The sequence below is a fragment of the Nocardia sp. NPDC056100 genome, from assembly GCF_042266325.1.
Taxonomy (GTDB): domain Bacteria; phylum Actinomycetota; class Actinomycetes; order Mycobacteriales; family Mycobacteriaceae; genus Nocardia.
On sequence record NZ_JBHJVY010000001.1, the window covers coordinates 838,250 to 853,628 of the forward strand.

Genomic DNA, 15,379 nt, shown 5'->3' on the forward strand with positions numbered 1-15,379 from the left:
GCTCAGTTCGTTCCGGGTGGGAAGGAGGCCGCCTTCTTGTCCCGGAACGTGCGGATGAGACCTTCCTGGACCACGACCGCGACCAGTTCGCCGCGCTGATTCCAGATGCGGCCCGCGGTGAGCGCGCGGCCGAAGCCCGCGGACGGGGACTGCTGGTCGTAGAGCAACCAGTCATCGGCCTGGAAGGGGCGCAGGAACCACATGGCGTGGTCGAGGGAGGCGTTCTGCGTCGGCTCGTCCGGGTGCGGGACCTTGGAGGAGCCGAGCAGGGTCATATCGCTCATGTAGGCCAGGGTGCAGACGTGGAAGAGCGGGTCGTTCGGGAGCGGGTGGCGGTAGCGGAACCAGACCTGCTGCTGGGCGGCCAGGCCCTCGCGGCGGTCCACCTTCTCCTGCGGGACGGTGCGGATATCCCAGTGCTCCCATTCGCGCATGGCCCACAGGCGTTCGGGACTCATGCTGACGGCCGCGTCGGGCAGATCCTCCGGGGCGGGCACCGAGGGCATCTCATCCTGATGTTCGGGGCCCTCGTCACCCACGTGGAAGGAGGCCGACATGGTGAATATCGCCTCACCGTTCTGCACCCCGGTGACCCGGCGGGTCACGAACGAGCGCCCGTCCCGTATGCGATCCACCAGGTAGACGGTCGGTTCGAGCGGATTGCCCGGCCGCAGGAAGTACCCGTGCAGCGAATGCACCTGGAACCCCGGATCGACCGTGCGCACCGCCGAGACCAGCGCCTGCGCGGCGACCTGACCGCCGAACGTGCGGGGCAGCTGCGTCTCGGTCGACGCGCCGCGGAAGATGTCACGCTCGAGCCGCTCGATTTCGAGGGCCTCTTCGATCGTCGCCATGCACCGTTCCCTTCCGGATTGTCCGGCTCAGGCTAACAACCGGACACCGGCGGCAACCGCGCGACCTGCCCGAACGCCGGAAATGCCGCTCCGGGAAATACTTACGAATCGTTTACGGGCAGTGGTGGCAGCATGAGCGGTGATGGGGATGCGCCCCACCGGGTTTCGCGCTTTTCAGGGGGGCCAGTGCTGGCATTCGCCGGGGCCGATGCGGCCTTGGTCCGGCTCGTCGTGCGGGCGCGACCATGACCACGGTGACGCGATCCTGCGGGCAACCGGGCTGCTCGGGTTCGATCGCGGACGGATACTGCGATTCGTGCGGACTCGCGCCGCTGCCCGAGATGCCGGGCGGTATCGCGTCCGGGCCGCTCAGCGCCCGGTCCGGGCGGTCGGCGGGCACGGCCCGATCCGGGGCGCTCTCCGGGCGGCAGAGTCGACGCGGATCGAGCCGTTCCTCCTCCCGATCCACCCGCACCGCCGGTTCGAGCCGGGGACGACTCGGCGCGGGACTGGTGTCGATTCCCGAAGTGCCGTACCGGGATCCGTCCACCGCCGTGCTGGCCGATCCCCGGGTGCCGGAGCGAGATCGCTTCTGCAGCAACTGTTCCAAGCCCGTCGGTCGCGGCAGAGCGGATGCTCCGGGGCGCGCCGACGGGTTCTGCGGGAACTGCGGTACCGGGTACTCGTTTACGCCCAAACTCGTATCCGGTGATCTGGTGGCCGGTCAGTACGAGGTCCTCGGCTGCCTCGCGCACGGCGGGCTGGGCTGGGTGTATCTGGCGCGTGATCACAATGTGAGCGATCGCTGGGTGGTGCTCAAGGGCCTGCTGGACAGCGGTGACGCCGATGCCATGGCGGCCGCCGCGGCCGAGCGACAGTTCCTGGCCGGGGTCGAGCACCCGAATATCGTGAAGATCTTCAACTTCGTGCGGCATCCCGATCCCCGGACCGGTGCGCCCGTGGGGTACATCGTGATGGAGTACATCGGCGGCGCCTCACTCAAAGAGCTGCGATCGGCACGGGACGAGTCGAATGCGCTGCGCCCCTTGCCATTGCCGCAGGCGCTGGCCTACATGCTGGAGATCCTGCCCGCACTCGGATACCTGCATTCGATGGGCCTGCTGTACTGCGATTTCAAGCCGGACAATGTGATTCAAACCGAAGAACAGCTCAAGCTGATCGATCTGGGCGCGGTGCGGCGGATGGACGATCAGGACAGCGCGGGCTACAAGACCGACGGTTACTGCGCGCCCGAACTGGAAGCCGATGGAGCGTCGGTGGAATCGGACCTGTTCACGGTGGCACGCACATTGGCGGTGCTGAGCTTCAACTTCGACTACCGGGGCCTGCACCGGTACTCGCTGCCCTCGGCAGCGGAAGTACCGCTACTGGAACAGTTTCCGTCCTTCCATCGACTGCTGGATCGCGCCACCGCCGCCGAGCCATCGGAACGTTTCGCCTCCGCCGCCGAAATGGGCGAGCAATTGACCGGTGTACTGCGCGAGGTGGTGGCAGCGCAGGACGCGCTACCGCATCCCGCGGTCTCGACCGTATTCAGCGGCGAGCGAAGTACTTTCGGCATCGATCCGGCGACCTGGCCCGCGGTCCCCGACGCGGCCGTGATCGCGGCGGCCCTGCCGATCCCGCTGATCGATCCGGGCGATCCGGCGGCGCGACTGCTCGCGACCACCACGGTCGCCGATCCGCGACTGCTCCTGCAGGCGCTCGAATCCGTGCCGTCCAGCTCCCCCGAGGTGATTTTCGCGCGCGTCCGCGCCCGCATCGAGATCGGTCATTTCGACTTCGCGGCAGCGGATCTGGCCGCACTCGAGGCATCCGAGCACGCGGACTGGCGGATCATCTGGCATCGCGCGCTGGCGGCGCTGGCCGCCCGGGAGCCTGCCATCGCCCGCGAACTCTTCGATACCGTCTACTATCTGCTGCCGGGCGAGCACGCCGGCAAACTGGCGTTCGCGGCCGCCGCCGAATGCGCGGGCGATACACGCACGGCCGCCGGGCTTTACGAGCAGGTGTGGCGCACGGATCACACCTATGCGAGCGCGGCGTTCGGCCTGGTCCGCACCCGTGCGCACGACGGCGATATCGACGGCGCGATAGCGGCCGCCGAATCGGTCCCTGCCAGCTCCAGCCATTATCTCGCCGCGCAGCTGGCGGCGCTGCGCACGCAGATCTCGGGTGGTCTCCAAGGTCACGACGCAACCTATCTGATCGCGGCGGGACAGCGACTCACCACCTTGGGCTTGGACCCGGAAGCGAAGGCGCGCAACGGTATCGCCGTCCTGGACGCGGCACTGACGTTGGCGACCGGATCGGCGCGACCGCCCGCGACCACCCGGGTACTGGAGTGCCCGTGCGATGAGACCGCACTGCGTCGCGCCCTCGAGGCGCGGTATCGGGAGCTCGCACGACTGGCCCCGGACCGGGTCACCCGTCGCGATCTGGTCAACCAGGCCAATGCGATTCGGCCAGTGAGCTGGGTGTGAGAGGCGACGTTCGATGACAACCACCACCCGGGGCAACCCGGTCCGCGGCGCGATCGACCGCACCCGCGACCGGCTCCCCGATCGAGCCGACATTCCGGCTTGGATCCGATATCTCACGATCCCCGCAGCACTGCTCATCGTGCTCACATCGGTGTTCCTGGTCGGGAACGCGGGCTCCACCCGGGACGGCATCGAGGTGATCGGCCACCGCACCGCGCCGACGGTCGCGGCCACCGAGGACCTCCATTTCGCGATGGCCGATATGGACGCGCAACTCGCGAATATTCTTCTCGCCGGTAATGATTCGAGTCTTGCGGCGGTACGGTCGGCGGCCCGGACCGGATATGAACAGCGACGTCTGCAGGCCGATGCCGACCTACAGCAGGCCATGACCATCGCGACCGGCACGGATGCCGCCACCGCGATCCGAGAACTGCTCGACCGCTTCGGGCGGTACGTTGCCCTGGCCGCCGCTGCCGTTCAGCTGGCGGACCTGGATTCCGGTCCGGCGGGCAAGCCCTCCGAACGCACCCTCGTGGCCTATCGCGCTGCCACCGGATTGGTGCCGGACCTGCTCACGCGAGCTCAGCGATTGGCCGACACCAATGGCGCGGTGCTCGAAAACTCCTACCGGGCAGCCGAACACACGACGGTTGCCGCACGCGTGCGGATCGTGCTGCTCGGCGCACTCGCGCTCGTCACGCTGATCGGCCTGCAGATTCTGCTCAGGGTGACCATGCGCCGCCGCGTCAATCCCGCATTGGCCGCCGCGACCGCGATTACCGCCGCCCTGCTCATCGGGGGCTATGCCGGAAACGCCACGGCCGCAAAAGAACTCACCATCGCCAAAGGTGACGCCTTCGATTCCCTGCTCGCCCTGCGCCAGGCGCGGGCGGTCGGCTACAGCGCCAATGCCGATGAGAGCCGCTATCTGCTCGACCCCGATCACGCCGCCGCGCATCAGCAGGCGTACTTCGAGGCGTCCCAGCGGCTGACCGATATCCCCGCGCACGGCGTCGACGATTACGCCGCCACCCTGGACAGCGCGGTCGCCGCGTATCGGCGCACCGGCGAGGTATGGATGAACCCCGATTCCTTCTTCGGAAAAGAACTGCGCAACATCACCTTTCCAGGTGAGCGCGATGCCGCCACCGCGGCGCTCGTCGCCTACCTGGCGTATCAGCACGACGATCACGATATCCGCGCGCTGTCGCATACCGATCCACGCGCGGCGATCGCACTGTGCACGGGTCGATCCAACGCGGATTTCACCACCTACGACACCGCACTGGTCGCCACCATCGATATCAATCAGCGGGCCTTCGACGCGTCGATCGACAGGGCCGAGGCCGCGCTCGCGGGCTGGAACAATTGGCTGCCGCTCGGCGGCGCGACCGCCATCCTCGTGCTGATCGGGCTGGGCGTCCACCCTCGACTGGCCGAGTATCGCTGACCCGACCGAGTCCGCGCCGCCCCGAATCCACCATGATGGGCAGATGCCCGAGTTCACCGCCATTACCCCGAATGCCCTGGCCCGGCTGGTCGCGGACCGCGCGAACGAGCTGACCGGCTACGCGGTGCTGGCGGTGGACGGTGCGGACGCGGCCGATCCGGTGTCCTTCGCGACCGCGGTGGCCGAACTACTGCGGGACGGTGGACGACCCGCCGAGGTGGTGGCGCTACACGATTTCGTGCGACCGGCCTCGGTGCGGCTGGAATTCGATCGGGAGGACGAATACACCTATCGCACCGGGTGGTTCGACTACGCGGCCTTGAATCGTGAAGTGCTCACACCGCTTCGGGACAGCGGGCGGTGGCTTCCGGCGCTGTGGAACGAGCACACCGATCGCTCGGCTCGCGCGCGGATTCGCACGGCGCTGCCCGGCACGATCCTGTTGATCGCCGGTCCCATGCTGCTCGGGCGCGGCCTCGATTTCGATGTCACCGTGGGACTGCGCATGTCCGAGGCCGCGCTGCGCCGGCGCACCGCCGCCGAATCGCAGTTCACCATTCCCGCGCTGCTCGAGCAGCAGCAGTTGGAGGAGCCGGGTCTGCGGGTGGCCTGGGATCATCCGGACCGGCCCGCGATCGGACGCGGTTGATCCGGCTCGGCGTCGCCACCGGGGGTGGTGGCGGGTTCGGCCGAACAGGAGTATCCAGGCACTATGAGACTGGGACAACATCCCCAGCGCACACCTTTCTACGGCGTGCTGATGTTGCTCACCGTCATGATCACCGGGCTGTGGGTGCGCGACCTGCCGTGGCTCGGAGTGCGCATCGTCCTGTGGATCGCCCTATTCGTCATGGCGATCGCGGGCTTCCTGATGACCTTCCGCGATTACTCCTGACCTCGATAGCCTGAACGCGGTGATCCATCGAGGGGAGGGAGTGCGATATGTCCGAAGACGAATCCGCGACCACGGTCGTGGCGCTGAGCTACGCACCGGCCGGCGGCACCCGGCCCGCCGAACCCGTCTGGCCCGCCACCCCGCCCGGATTCCGGCGCTATGAGCACACCGTCGGCATCGGCCACGGCGAAGCCGATTGGCGCACCGCCTGCGATGCGGTGTTGAACTGGGAGGTCAAGCGGCGCAGCGGATTCCGAGTGGAATGCCGCTCCGGTCCGGATATCCGCGCCACCGCGGGCAACGACTATCGGATCACCGCGGCCTTCGGTCCCCTCGAGATTCACGAACCCGCCCGGGTGGTCGCGGTGGTGGAAACCCTCATCCGCTGCGGCTTCGCCTACGGCACCCTGCCCGGGCATCCGGTCTCGGGCGAGGAGGCGTTCATCGTGCACCGCTCCCCCAATGGCGCTGTCTCCCTGACCCTGCGCTCACTGACCCGACCCGCCGCGACATCGCCTTGGCGATTCCTGTTCCCGCTGCTCCTGGTGGCCCAGCGCCGTTATCGCCGCCGCTACCTGCGCGCCCTCGCCCCGAGGTACTGAGCGGCCCAGGTTCCAGCGGGAGCGCCATCCGATGCGGCCGCGCCCTCCGGAGCGAAACCCGCTGGCACCGAATCGTTTCGGTGACCATCATGGCGGGGGTGACTTCGTTCAGCTTAGCCGAGCCGCCCCTGTTCACCCGGCTGCGAGACGCCTCCAGGGTGCTGATCGCCGGGGCGGGCGGCGGATTCGACATCTACGGCGGCCTGCCGCTCGCGGTGGCGCTGGAGGGCCTCGGTAAGCGAGTTCACCTGGCGAACCTGTCGTTCAGCGATCTGCGCCGGACCCCACTCGAGGACTGGCTGCTCCCCGGCGTCGCAGCGGTCACCCCGGAGACGACCGGCAATGACGACTACTTCCCCGAACGCACGCTGGCTCGCTGGCTGGCGAGCACCGGCCGCGAACCGATCGTGTACGCGTTCCCGAAATCCGGTGTGCGACCGCTGCGCGCGGCCTACGCCGGACTGATCGCACATCTGGGCGTCGACGCCCTGGTCCTGGTGGACGGCGGCACCGATATCCTGCTGCGCGGTGATGAGGCCGGACTCGGCACCCCGCAGGAGGATATGACCAGCCTCGCCGCGGTCGCCCCGTTCGACGGCCTCACCCGGCTGGTGGTCTCGATCGGTTTCGGCATCGACGCCTATCACGGCGTCTGCCACGCACACGTCCTGGAGAATCTCGCCGCCCTGCAACAGCAGCACGCATTCCTGGGCGCACTCTCCATCCCATCCGACAGTCCCGAAGGCGCGGCCTATTTCGCCGCCGTCGTGCATGCCCTGAACGAAACCCCACTGCGCCCGACCGTGGTCCACTCGCAAATCGCGAGCGCCCTGCGCGGCGAATTCGGCGATGTGCACGCCACCGACCGCACCGCGGGCTCCGAACTATTCGTAAACCCGCTCATGGCAATGTATTTGACCGTCGACCTTCCCGCCCTGGCCCGAATGGTCGACTATCTCCCACTCCTCGAACCAACCGAACACTCCTACCAGGTCGCACAACTCATCGAAGCCCACCTCACCTCCCGCCCCGCGCCCCGGCCCGCCACCGCGATTCCCCATTGAGCCTGAAGCACAACACCATTCAGAAAGGTGGTCATCATGACGGAAGAGAGCGCCGATCCGCCTCCATGCCCGGAATGCGGTGAGGTGATGACCCGCATCGCCTACGGCAAACCCGCGCGGGCAGCACGGGAGCGCGCCGCACGCGGCGAAATCATTCTCGGCGGCTGCATTCGACGAGAGCAGCGGTGGGGATGCCGCACCTGCCGCGCGAAACGCGCGGACGATCAGGCGCTGTGACGAACAGCGCCTTGTCCGCTCGCGGAACCCATTGAAATAGTGAACCGGCGGGGATGACATCACAGGGGGTTCAACCATGTCCGGTTCGATACGGGTGCTGGTGTGCGGCGGCGGAATCGCGGGAAACGCGGTCGCCCTACAGCTTTTGCGAGCGGGCATCGACACCACCGTCGTCGAACGCGCGAACGCGCCGCGCCCCGGCGGACAGGCGGTGGATCTGCGCGGCCCGAGCCGTGAGGTCGCCGAACGCATGGGACTGATGCCGGGCATCGCCCGGCATCGACTCGATGAGCGCGGCATGGTTTTCGTCGATGCTCGCGGACGCGGACGAGCGCGCATGCCCGCCGAAATGTTCGGCGGCGAGGGCTTCATCGCCGATATCGAGATCAGCCGAGGCGATCTCAACCGGGTACTCCTGGACGAAATCGCCGCGTTGCCAGCGGAATCCGGCGTCCTGGACTACCGCTACGGCGACTGGATCGAGGAGCTGACCCAGGATGATCGCACGGTCCGGGTGCGCTTCGCCTCCGGCGCATCGTCCGGCTTCGATCTGGTGATCGGTGCCGATGGCTTGAATTCGTCAACGCGCGCACAGGTTTTCGGCCCGCGCGAGCAGTTCGTCGAATATCTCGGCGCGTATATCGGCTTCTTCACCATCCCCACCCCGCCCGGCACCGGACTCGAAACCGGTTGGGTCGGTGTCTATCCCGTCCCGGGCAGTACGGTCGCGGTGCGACCGGATCCGAACCCGGCGACCTCCATGGCGATCCTGTCCACCCGCATCCCCGCCGATGACAGCTTGCGCGGTGATACCGCCGCCCAGCAGCGCCTCATCCGTGATCGCCTGGCGGGATCCGGCTGGGTGGTGCCCTCGATCCTGGAAGCCACGGCGCAGGCCCCCGACTTCTATTTCGACGAGGTGGCGCGAGTTCGGATGCCACGTTGGTCACGCGGCCGGGTGGTGTTGCTCGGCGATGCCGCCTGCTGCGGCTCGCCCATGACCGGGATGGGTACCGCCCTGGCCATCACCGGCGCGTACCTGCTGGCCGGTGAGCTCGCCGCGAGCCCTGCCGATCACACCCGCGCCTTCGACCGGTACGAGGAACTGCTGCGTCCCTTGGTCACCGAGATCCAGAAGGGCACCGAACAGCAGGTTCGCCTGCGGCATCCGGAAACCGCGCGCGGGGTGCGGATGACGCTCGCCGTGCTCGGGGCGCTCACCTCGCGACCGCTGCATCCGCTGCGGGTAGCGCTCACCCGGCTGATCGGCAAACAGCGCGAGTATCCGTTGCCGGAGTATCCGCGGTAACCCGTCGTAATGGGTGTGGCCTGCGGGTATTCGATAACACCGCGTCGCGCGCGCCCGATCTCTTCAGTGTGACGCACATTTGGCGGGGAATCGCGCGGACCGTACCGGCTCTGATCGCGGCGGGTATCGCACTGTCGGTGGCCGGTTGTGGATCGGCTTCGCAGGCCGGGTCGCCGGAACCGGTGGCACAGCAGCAGCGGTCGGCTCCGGAGGGTAGCGGGCATGGTTTGTGCCTGGATGTGAATTCCGCGCTCGCCCGGTCGGCGGTGAGCAGATTGGGTGCGGCTCCGATCGGGGCGTGGTCGGTCGGTACGGCGAGCAATGCGTCCATCGAGGCGGGGTGCGCGGGGGTGCTGTCGTGGATGACGGTCAATACCGATACGAATCACCCGTATACGCACATTCTGTTCTTCACCAATGGCACGTATCTGGGCACCGCGACCTCCGAGCCGTACATGTACACGATGGTCGACGAGAAGAACCGCAACACCGTCGCGGCGACGTACCACTGGCTCAACGACACCGATCCCATGTGCTGCCCGCAGGGTGGTCCCAGCGTGGTCACCTACACCCTGAACGGCACCACGGTCACCGCGAACGGTCAGTTCCCGCCGCACACGTAGCAATCATCTAGAACCTGTTCTACTTGATGCCAGTTCGCCATACTCGAGGTGAACGGGCGGTTTTGTGGCGCAACCGACCCTTCTTTTGTAACGTGTTCTAGTACACGAACCAGGGAGGTCGCCATGACGGTCACAGCGCAGGGACGAGGCGGGAAGATCCGCGAGATCGATGTGGGCGCGGCGCCGACGCGCTTCGCCCGCGGCTGGCACTGCCTCGGACTCGCCGAACCCTTCCGCGATGGACAGCCGCATGCCATCCAGATCTTCGACACCAAACTCGTGGTGTTCGCCGACAGCGCCGGTCGGCTACAGGTGCTCGACGGCTACTGCCGTCATCTCGGCGGCGATCTGAGCATGGGTGAGATCAAAGGCGATTCGATCGCCTGCCCGTTCCACGATTGGCGCTGGGGCGGCAATGGCAAATGCACCGGCATCCCGTACGCCCGGCGCGTACCACCGCTGGCCCGGACTCGCTCCTGGACCACACTGGAACGCAATGGCCAACTGTTCATCTGGCATGACCACGAGGGCAATCCGCCGCCGGACGAGGTGACGATCCCGTACATCGAGGGCCCCTACACCGATGCCGACGGCAAGGGCACCGACCGGCACGACAGCGCCTGGACCGACTGGACCTGGAATTCACTGCTGATCGAGGGCGCGAACTGTCGCGAGATCATCGACAACGTGGTCGATATGGCGCACTTCTTCTACATCCACTACGCCTATCCCACCTACTTCAAGAACGTCATGGAAGGTCATATCGCGACCCAGTTCCTGGAGACCAAGGCCCGCCCGGATATCGGCATGGGCACCAAGTACGCGGGCGACGCACTGCTGAAATCCGTTGCCGCGTACCACGGTCCGTCGTACATGATCAATCCGCTCACCAACAGCTACAGCGGATTCACCGTCGACAGCGTGCTGATCAACTGCCACTACCCCATCACCCAGGACTCCTTCATGTTGCAGTGGGGCATCACGCTGCGCAAACCGCAGGGCGTGGACGACGCGACCGCGGATCGCCTGGCGCGCAAGACCGCCGACGGCTTCGGCGAGGGCTTCCTCCAGGACGTCGAGATCTGGAAACACAAATCCAAGATCGACAATCCACTGCTGACCGAGGAGGACGGCCCGGTCTACCAACTCCGCCGCTGGTACGACCAGTTCTACGTGGATGTCGCCGATATCGACCCGAAAATGGTGCGCCGCTTCGAATTCGAGGTCGACACCGCCAAGGCCAATGAGGCTTGGGAGGCCGAGGTCGCCGAGAACCTCCGGCAACGAACCGACCAGGATCCCACCCCGACGTAGGGTTGATGGGGCGGAAACCTCCGCGTCGTGAACGGAGACCTCCATGTCGGACGCCAACAAGCACAACCTCGTCTACTTCGAAAACCCGTCCATGCGTGGACTTTACGAGGACATCGACACCTGGCAGCGGGAAAACCACCTCCGCCTGCTGTCCATCGCGGTACAGCGCGACGGTGACAACTACTGCTGCATCGCACTCACCAACCCCGCCGAAGTGGTGATCACCAGCGTGGACGGCCACAACCACGCCAGCGTCAGCCGATTCGGATTGCTCGCGGTGGATTCGCAATAGCGGTCACGGGCACGCGGGCGAGGATTGACCCGCATTGGTGAGCATTTGGCAGGCCCATTGCTTCTGAAGTTTCCAGGTGCCGTCCTCCGCCACGAACGGAATGACGGTGTCGCCGTCCAGGGTTCTGCCGTTGAGAATGACGGTCGCCGAGGCATTGAGCAGGCCGTTGCCCGCGTAGTCGACCTTGGTGATGGTCATGGTCATCCCGTTGGCGGCGGCGGTGCGGATGAGCCGTTCCAGCAGGCCCGGGTCGGCGTCCGCGCCCTGGATGACCGCGGGGCCGGATCCGGGTGCGGCCGAATTCATTCGGCCCAGTACGGCCGCGTTGAGCAGTTCGGCGGTGGGCAGGGGTATGGGCGGCAGATCGGCCGCCGATGTGGTGCGGACGGGTGCGGGCGCGGGGTCCGAACCCGCGCAGGAGGCGGTGAGGGTCACGGCGAGGGCGACGAGCAGCAGGGCGGGCGTCCGATGGTGCGGCATCACGATTCCTCTCGGTCAGTCGACGGCGATGGCGTCGACAATGCGTATCCGGGTGGCGCGCAGGGCGGGCGGAATCGCACCGGCCAAGCTCAGCACCAGTGCGCCACAGGCGAATAGGAGCGCGAACGGCGCGGGACTGTAGGCGACGTCGAAGTTCAGAATGCCGGGCGTCACCGCGTCGTAGCAGTACTGGCCTGCCAATCCGAACGCCAGCCCGAGCAATCCGCCGACCGCCCCGATACCCGCGGCCTCGGCCAGGATGGTGCGCAGTGTGAAGCGGCGGCCCGCACCCAGCGCTCGCAGCACACCCAGCTCGCGGCGGCGTTCGAGCACCGACAGGGTGAGGGTGTTGAGCACCGCCACCGCGGCGATGAGAACCACGATGATCCACATGGCGGTGCCGACCGAACTGCCCTGCCGCAGCGCCGATTCCACCCCGGCCAGCGATTGCGCCCCCGTGAACAGGTGCACACCCGCGGGAGTGATGCCGCGCAGGCCGTCGAGCACCGCCGCCTTATCCGCCCCCGGTGCGGTATCGATCTGAAGGGTGGTCGCACCGGGCCGATCGAACCATTCGCGCATCAGATCCAGTGCGATGCCGACGGTCCCGGTCAGCACCGAGAAGTACGGCACCAGCGCCAATACGGGTGTGTGCCGCACGCCGTGCGGCGTCTGCAATTCCAGGCTGTCGCCGACACCCACGTTCAAGCTCTTGCCGAGATCCCGGGACAGCACCACTCCGCGCCCGGCCAGCAGATCGCGCCGCACCGGTTCGGTGAGCCCTTGGAACAGGGGTTGATCGGTGCCGTCGGCCAGTCCATCGAGCAGCACTTTGGTATCACCGAGAACCGCGAAGGCCAACTGCCCCGGCACAATTCGTTCCACGCCGGGTACGGCGGCCGCCTTGGCGGCCAGATCCGCCGGGAGCAGCGGGCCGACGGACAGCTGATCGGCGGGCGCGGCGGCCAGCCAGGCGTCGGCCTCCGATACCGAGGCCAGTGAACCGCGCGCGGAGGCCATCATATCGGCGTTGGATCCGGTGATGGTCACCGTGATGGCCACGGCCATGAACACGGTCATGACCGTTGCCCAGACCCGGCGTGGCGCACGCGCCACGGTGGCCGCGGCCAATGCTCCCGGCGGCCCGAAGATTCCGGCCGTGCGCGCCGTCAGGCGCACCAGCGGTCCCGCGGCCACGAAACACAGCCCGATGCCCGCGCCGAAGAACAGCGCCAGCGCCGCGGCCGAGAACACCAGCATCTCCTGATCCGAAGCGATGATGACAACTGTTGCGGTGCAACAGAATACGACCTGAACCGCCGCTCCGAGCCGAAGCCAGCCCGGGACCAGATCCGCGCGCGACACCTCGACCGGCGCCAGCGCCTCGATGGGCGAAACCTTGTAGACCTGATGCGCGGCCACCGCCGAAGCCAGCACACTGGTGACGACGGCGACGACAATCGCGATCGGCACGGCGAGGATCGGAAAGACGTAGTACGTACGGGTTTCCACGGTTTGCACGAGTACGTTGGGCAGACTCCGGACCGCGATGCGTCCCATGACGATTCCCACGATCGCACCCCCGATGCCGCCGCACAGCCCCAGCACGGCCGCCTCGACGAGCAGATCCGCCACCAGTGACCGTCCCCGCCCGCCGATGGCGCGCAGCATCGAGATGGATTGTCGGCGTTGGGTTATCGCCATGCTCATGGCGGTGTAGATGAGGAATGCGGCGACCACGAAGGCCGCTGTCGCGCCCATGAGCGTCATATACCGGACGATGCGAATCGCATTGCCGGTCCGCGCCACCCGCTGAATCGGATCGCCGATCACCGCGCGTCCGGCCACGGCCGCGGTGACTCCCGCTCGCACGTCCGCCGGATCGGCCCCCGGGGCGAGTGTCACCAGCACCGCGTCCAAGCGTGCGGCGCGCCCGGTCAGCCGCTGCGCCAACGCCAGTGGGGCCAGTACGAAATGCCCGTCATTGAGCCTGGCCAGCGTTCCGTCGTCCAACACCCCGGCCACGGTGACCGTGCCGGAGCCCAGCGTCAGCGAATCGCCGCGGGAGCGGCCCATTCCCGGACCGATCAGCACCCCGTCGGGCACCGACAGCAGGCGCGGCAGCTGATCGAGCACCGCATCCTGTACATCGCTGTGCAGCGCGACCCCGCCCGCATCGGCGCCGACCAGCAGTGCCGTCCCGGATCCGGCGGGCAGTGCGGCGCGCACCATCGGCACCGCTGCCGCGACACCGGGCACCCGCGCGATATCGTCCCGAATCGGTTGTGCGAAACCGGAATCGGTGATGCCGGAGACCTCGATGGCGGCATCGCCGGCAATGCTCTCGGCCAGTCCGCTGATCGATCCGGTCAGCGATCCGGTCAATCCGAGCACCGCCACCAGGAATGACGACGACACCGCCAGCACGGTCATCGAGGCGATCGTGCGCCCGCGATGCACCAGCACCTCACGCAGACCGAACAGTCGGGCTCGATCCAGCAGCACACCGATCATCGCACCGCACCTTCCCCGGCGGGATCGGCGTCGATCCGCCCGTCCCGCATACGGATCACGCGATCGGTGGCCGCCGCGGCTTCCGCATCATGGGTCACCATCACCACCGCGCGCTCACCGGTGCGCGCGATCTCGGCGAGCAGTGCAAGCACCGCCGCGCCGGTGACGGTGTCGAGATTGCCGGTCGGTTCATCGGCCAGGATCAGCGGCGGGTCCATCATGAGCGCTCGCGCGACCGCCACCCGCTGCATCTGGCCGCCGGAGAGTTCGGCGGGCCGATGTGCGGCTCGATCGCCCAGCCCGACCAGGTCCAGCAGCTCCAGAGCGCGAATTCGTGCCCGCCGCAGCGGGATTCCGTCCAACAGCTTGGGAATGGCGACGTTCTCCCAGGCCGTGAGCGTCGGCAGCAGATTGAAGAACTGGAAGACGAATCCCACCTCGTGCCGCCGGAATTCGGCCCGCCGCTCCTCGCTCGAATCGCCGATCTCGGTGCCCCGGAAGCGAATCGATCCGCTGTCCGGTACGTCCAGCGCCCCGAGCAGATGCAGCAGCGTGCTCTTGCCCGCTCCGGACGGCCCGACCACCGCGACGAAACCGCCGGTGTCGATGCGCAGGCTCACCCCGTCCAGCGCGCGCACCGGTGCACCGCCGATGCGGTATTCCCGCACCACGTCGACGAGTTCGAGCATCAGGCCGCCTCGGCGAGCGCCGCGAGCCGGTCCAGCGACGCCTCGAGTTTGGCGACCACATCGGTGTCCACGGCCCGCATCAGCCCGCCGGTCAACGCGGGACCGGTGAAATCGCCCGACAGCGTCAGTTCCGAACCGCCCGCCTGCCGCCGCACCGAGAAGCGGAATTCGCAGGCCACACCCGCCGCACTGCTGCCGGACAGCACCAGGTGCATGGGCGGCCGGAAGGAGGTGACGGTCAGCTCGACGCGGTGCGACATACCCAGCACATGCACGTTCTGCACCATGCGGCTGTTCACAGCGATCTGCTTGGGCGGCTCCCCCACGAACGTGTCGTGCATTGCGAACCATTGCCCCCAGGTGGAGGGGTCGGCGATCGTCGCATACAGGCGGGCGGGGTTCACGTTCATCAATTTCGTGACCTCTATATGCGCCATGAAAACTCCTAAATTAAATCTAAATTCAAACCGCGACACGGAAATCTACGTGCACGTTCCCTGCGTATACAACCCTTTCGGACATAGATCATCCAAACGACTCCGACAGCCG

16 protein-coding genes are annotated in these 15,379 nt (G+C 67.2%); 11 read left to right on the forward strand and 5 right to left on the reverse strand.

The window, feature by feature from the left end; translation table 11 throughout:
• Positions 1-2 precede the first annotated feature (2 nt).
• Positions 3-854, reverse strand: a complete 852-nt coding sequence (locus ACFC0O_RS03965; RefSeq protein WP_364632241.1) for an acyl-CoA thioesterase II — start codon at positions 852-854, stop codon at positions 3-5.
• A 245-nt stretch (positions 855-1,099) separates the two neighbouring features.
• On the opposite strand from ACFC0O_RS03965, the gene ACFC0O_RS03970 reads away from it, so the two are divergent.
• The 11 genes from ACFC0O_RS03970 to ACFC0O_RS04020 all read left to right on the forward strand — a co-directional run bounded on the left by ACFC0O_RS03970 (position 1,100) and on the right by ACFC0O_RS04020 (position 11,147).
• On the forward strand, positions 1,100-3,358 hold the full coding sequence (locus tag ACFC0O_RS03970) for a tetratricopeptide repeat protein (protein WP_375953611.1): 2,259 nt from the start codon (positions 1,100-1,102) through the stop codon (positions 3,356-3,358).
• Between the two features lie 13 nt (positions 3,359-3,371).
• Positions 3,372-4,811, forward strand: coding sequence for a hypothetical protein (locus ACFC0O_RS03975; protein ID WP_375953613.1), 1,440 nt, complete (start codon positions 3,372-3,374; stop codon positions 4,809-4,811).
• Between the two features lie 43 nt (positions 4,812-4,854).
• A complete protein-coding gene (locus tag ACFC0O_RS03980) occupies positions 4,855-5,460 on the forward strand; it encodes a hypothetical protein (protein WP_375953614.1) in 606 nt (201 codons plus the stop codon).
• A gap of 63 nt (positions 5,461-5,523) precedes the next feature.
• Complete coding sequence (locus ACFC0O_RS03985; RefSeq protein ID WP_364632233.1) at positions 5,524-5,706, forward strand: hypothetical protein; 183 nt, start codon at positions 5,524-5,526, stop codon at positions 5,704-5,706.
• A gap of 47 nt (positions 5,707-5,753) precedes the next feature.
• Positions 5,754-6,308: a DUF1990 family protein gene (locus ACFC0O_RS03990; RefSeq protein WP_375953616.1), complete on the forward strand. Its 555-nt coding sequence runs from the start codon at positions 5,754-5,756 to the stop codon at positions 6,306-6,308.
• A gap of 98 nt (positions 6,309-6,406) precedes the next feature.
• Positions 6,407-7,372, forward strand: a complete 966-nt coding sequence (locus ACFC0O_RS03995; RefSeq protein ID WP_375953618.1) for a DUF1152 domain-containing protein — start codon at positions 6,407-6,409, stop codon at positions 7,370-7,372.
• A 36-nt stretch (positions 7,373-7,408) separates the two neighbouring features.
• Entirely contained in the window at positions 7,409-7,609 is a 201-nt protein-coding gene (locus tag ACFC0O_RS04000) for a hypothetical protein (RefSeq protein WP_375953620.1), read from the forward strand.
• A gap of 76 nt (positions 7,610-7,685) precedes the next feature.
• Positions 7,686-8,918, forward strand: coding sequence for an FAD-dependent monooxygenase (locus tag ACFC0O_RS04005; protein WP_375953622.1), 1,233 nt, complete (start codon positions 7,686-7,688; stop codon positions 8,916-8,918).
• Between the two features lie 68 nt (positions 8,919-8,986).
• A complete protein-coding gene (locus tag ACFC0O_RS04010; protein ID WP_375953624.1) occupies positions 8,987-9,541 on the forward strand; it encodes an LppP/LprE family lipoprotein in 555 nt (184 codons plus the stop codon).
• A gap of 123 nt (positions 9,542-9,664) precedes the next feature.
• Complete coding sequence (locus ACFC0O_RS04015; RefSeq protein WP_375953626.1) at positions 9,665-10,855, forward strand: Rieske 2Fe-2S domain-containing protein; 1,191 nt, start codon at positions 9,665-9,667, stop codon at positions 10,853-10,855.
• A gap of 43 nt (positions 10,856-10,898) precedes the next feature.
• Positions 10,899-11,147 carry a hypothetical protein gene (locus ACFC0O_RS04020; RefSeq protein WP_364632222.1) on the forward strand — a complete coding sequence of 83 codons (249 nt, stop codon included), beginning with the start codon at positions 10,899-10,901 and terminating at the stop codon, positions 11,145-11,147.
• A 3-nt stretch (positions 11,148-11,150) separates the two neighbouring features.
• Here the strand turns inward: ACFC0O_RS04020 and ACFC0O_RS04025 are convergent, their stop codons facing one another.
• Genes ACFC0O_RS04025 through ACFC0O_RS04040 form a run of 4 tightly spaced genes read right to left on the reverse strand, consistent with a single transcriptional unit; the run spans position 11,151 to position 15,267 of the window.
• Positions 11,151-11,627, reverse strand: coding sequence for a hypothetical protein (locus ACFC0O_RS04025; RefSeq protein ID WP_375953628.1), 477 nt, complete (start codon positions 11,625-11,627; stop codon positions 11,151-11,153).
• Positions 11,628-11,642: 15 nt separating this feature from the next.
• Positions 11,643-14,141, reverse strand: a complete 2,499-nt coding sequence (locus ACFC0O_RS04030) for an ABC transporter permease (protein ID WP_375953629.1) — start codon at positions 14,139-14,141, stop codon at positions 11,643-11,645.
• Positions 14,138-14,830: an ABC transporter ATP-binding protein gene (locus tag ACFC0O_RS04035; RefSeq protein WP_375953631.1), complete on the reverse strand. Its 693-nt coding sequence runs from the start codon at positions 14,828-14,830 to the stop codon at positions 14,138-14,140. Before ACFC0O_RS04035 ends, ACFC0O_RS04030 begins: the two co-directional genes overlap by 4 nt.
• The gene (locus ACFC0O_RS04040; RefSeq protein WP_375953633.1) at positions 14,830-15,267 is read right to left on the reverse strand and encodes an SRPBCC family protein; all 438 of its coding nucleotides are present in this window, start codon (positions 15,265-15,267) and stop codon (positions 14,830-14,832) included. Before ACFC0O_RS04040 ends, ACFC0O_RS04035 begins: the two co-directional genes overlap by 1 nt.
• Between the last annotated feature and the right edge of the window lie 112 nt (positions 15,268-15,379).

What these genes read in the sequence shown, in the direction of transcription:
- ACFC0O_RS04020 (WP_364632222.1), top strand. Translation starts at nt 10,899, where the DNA reads ATGTCGGACGCCAACAAGCACAACCTCGTCTACTTCGAAAACCCGTCC.
- ACFC0O_RS03985 (WP_364632233.1), top strand. Translation starts at nt 5,524, where the DNA reads ATGAGACTGGGACAACATCCCCAGCGCACACCTTTCTACGGCGTGCTG.
- ACFC0O_RS04015 (WP_375953626.1), top strand. Translation starts at nt 9,665, where the DNA reads ATGACGGTCACAGCGCAGGGACGAGGCGGGAAGATCCGCGAGATCGAT.
- ACFC0O_RS03990 (WP_375953616.1), top strand. Translation starts at nt 5,754, where the DNA reads ATGTCCGAAGACGAATCCGCGACCACGGTCGTGGCGCTGAGCTACGCA.
- ACFC0O_RS03980 (WP_375953614.1), top strand. Translation starts at nt 4,855, where the DNA reads ATGCCCGAGTTCACCGCCATTACCCCGAATGCCCTGGCCCGGCTGGTC.
- ACFC0O_RS04035 (WP_375953631.1), bottom strand. Translation starts at nt 14,830, where the DNA reads ATGCTCGAACTCGTCGACGTGGTGCGGGAATACCGCATCGGCGGTGCA.
- ACFC0O_RS04005 (WP_375953622.1), top strand. Translation starts at nt 7,686, where the DNA reads ATGTCCGGTTCGATACGGGTGCTGGTGTGCGGCGGCGGAATCGCGGGA.
- ACFC0O_RS03970 (WP_375953611.1), top strand. Translation starts at nt 1,100, where the DNA reads ATGACCACGGTGACGCGATCCTGCGGGCAACCGGGCTGCTCGGGTTCG.
- ACFC0O_RS04025 (WP_375953628.1), bottom strand. Translation starts at nt 11,627, where the DNA reads ATGCCGCACCATCGGACGCCCGCCCTGCTGCTCGTCGCCCTCGCCGTG.
- ACFC0O_RS04000 (WP_375953620.1), top strand. Translation starts at nt 7,409, where the DNA reads ATGACGGAAGAGAGCGCCGATCCGCCTCCATGCCCGGAATGCGGTGAG.
- ACFC0O_RS03975 (WP_375953613.1), top strand. Translation starts at nt 3,372, where the DNA reads ATGACAACCACCACCCGGGGCAACCCGGTCCGCGGCGCGATCGACCGC.
- ACFC0O_RS04040 (WP_375953633.1), bottom strand. Translation starts at nt 15,267, where the DNA reads ATGGCGCATATAGAGGTCACGAAATTGATGAACGTGAACCCCGCCCGC.
- ACFC0O_RS03965 (WP_364632241.1), bottom strand. Translation starts at nt 854, where the DNA reads ATGGCGACGATCGAAGAGGCCCTCGAAATCGAGCGGCTCGAGCGTGAC.
- ACFC0O_RS04030 (WP_375953629.1), bottom strand. Translation starts at nt 14,141, where the DNA reads ATGATCGGTGTGCTGCTGGATCGAGCCCGACTGTTCGGTCTGCGTGAG.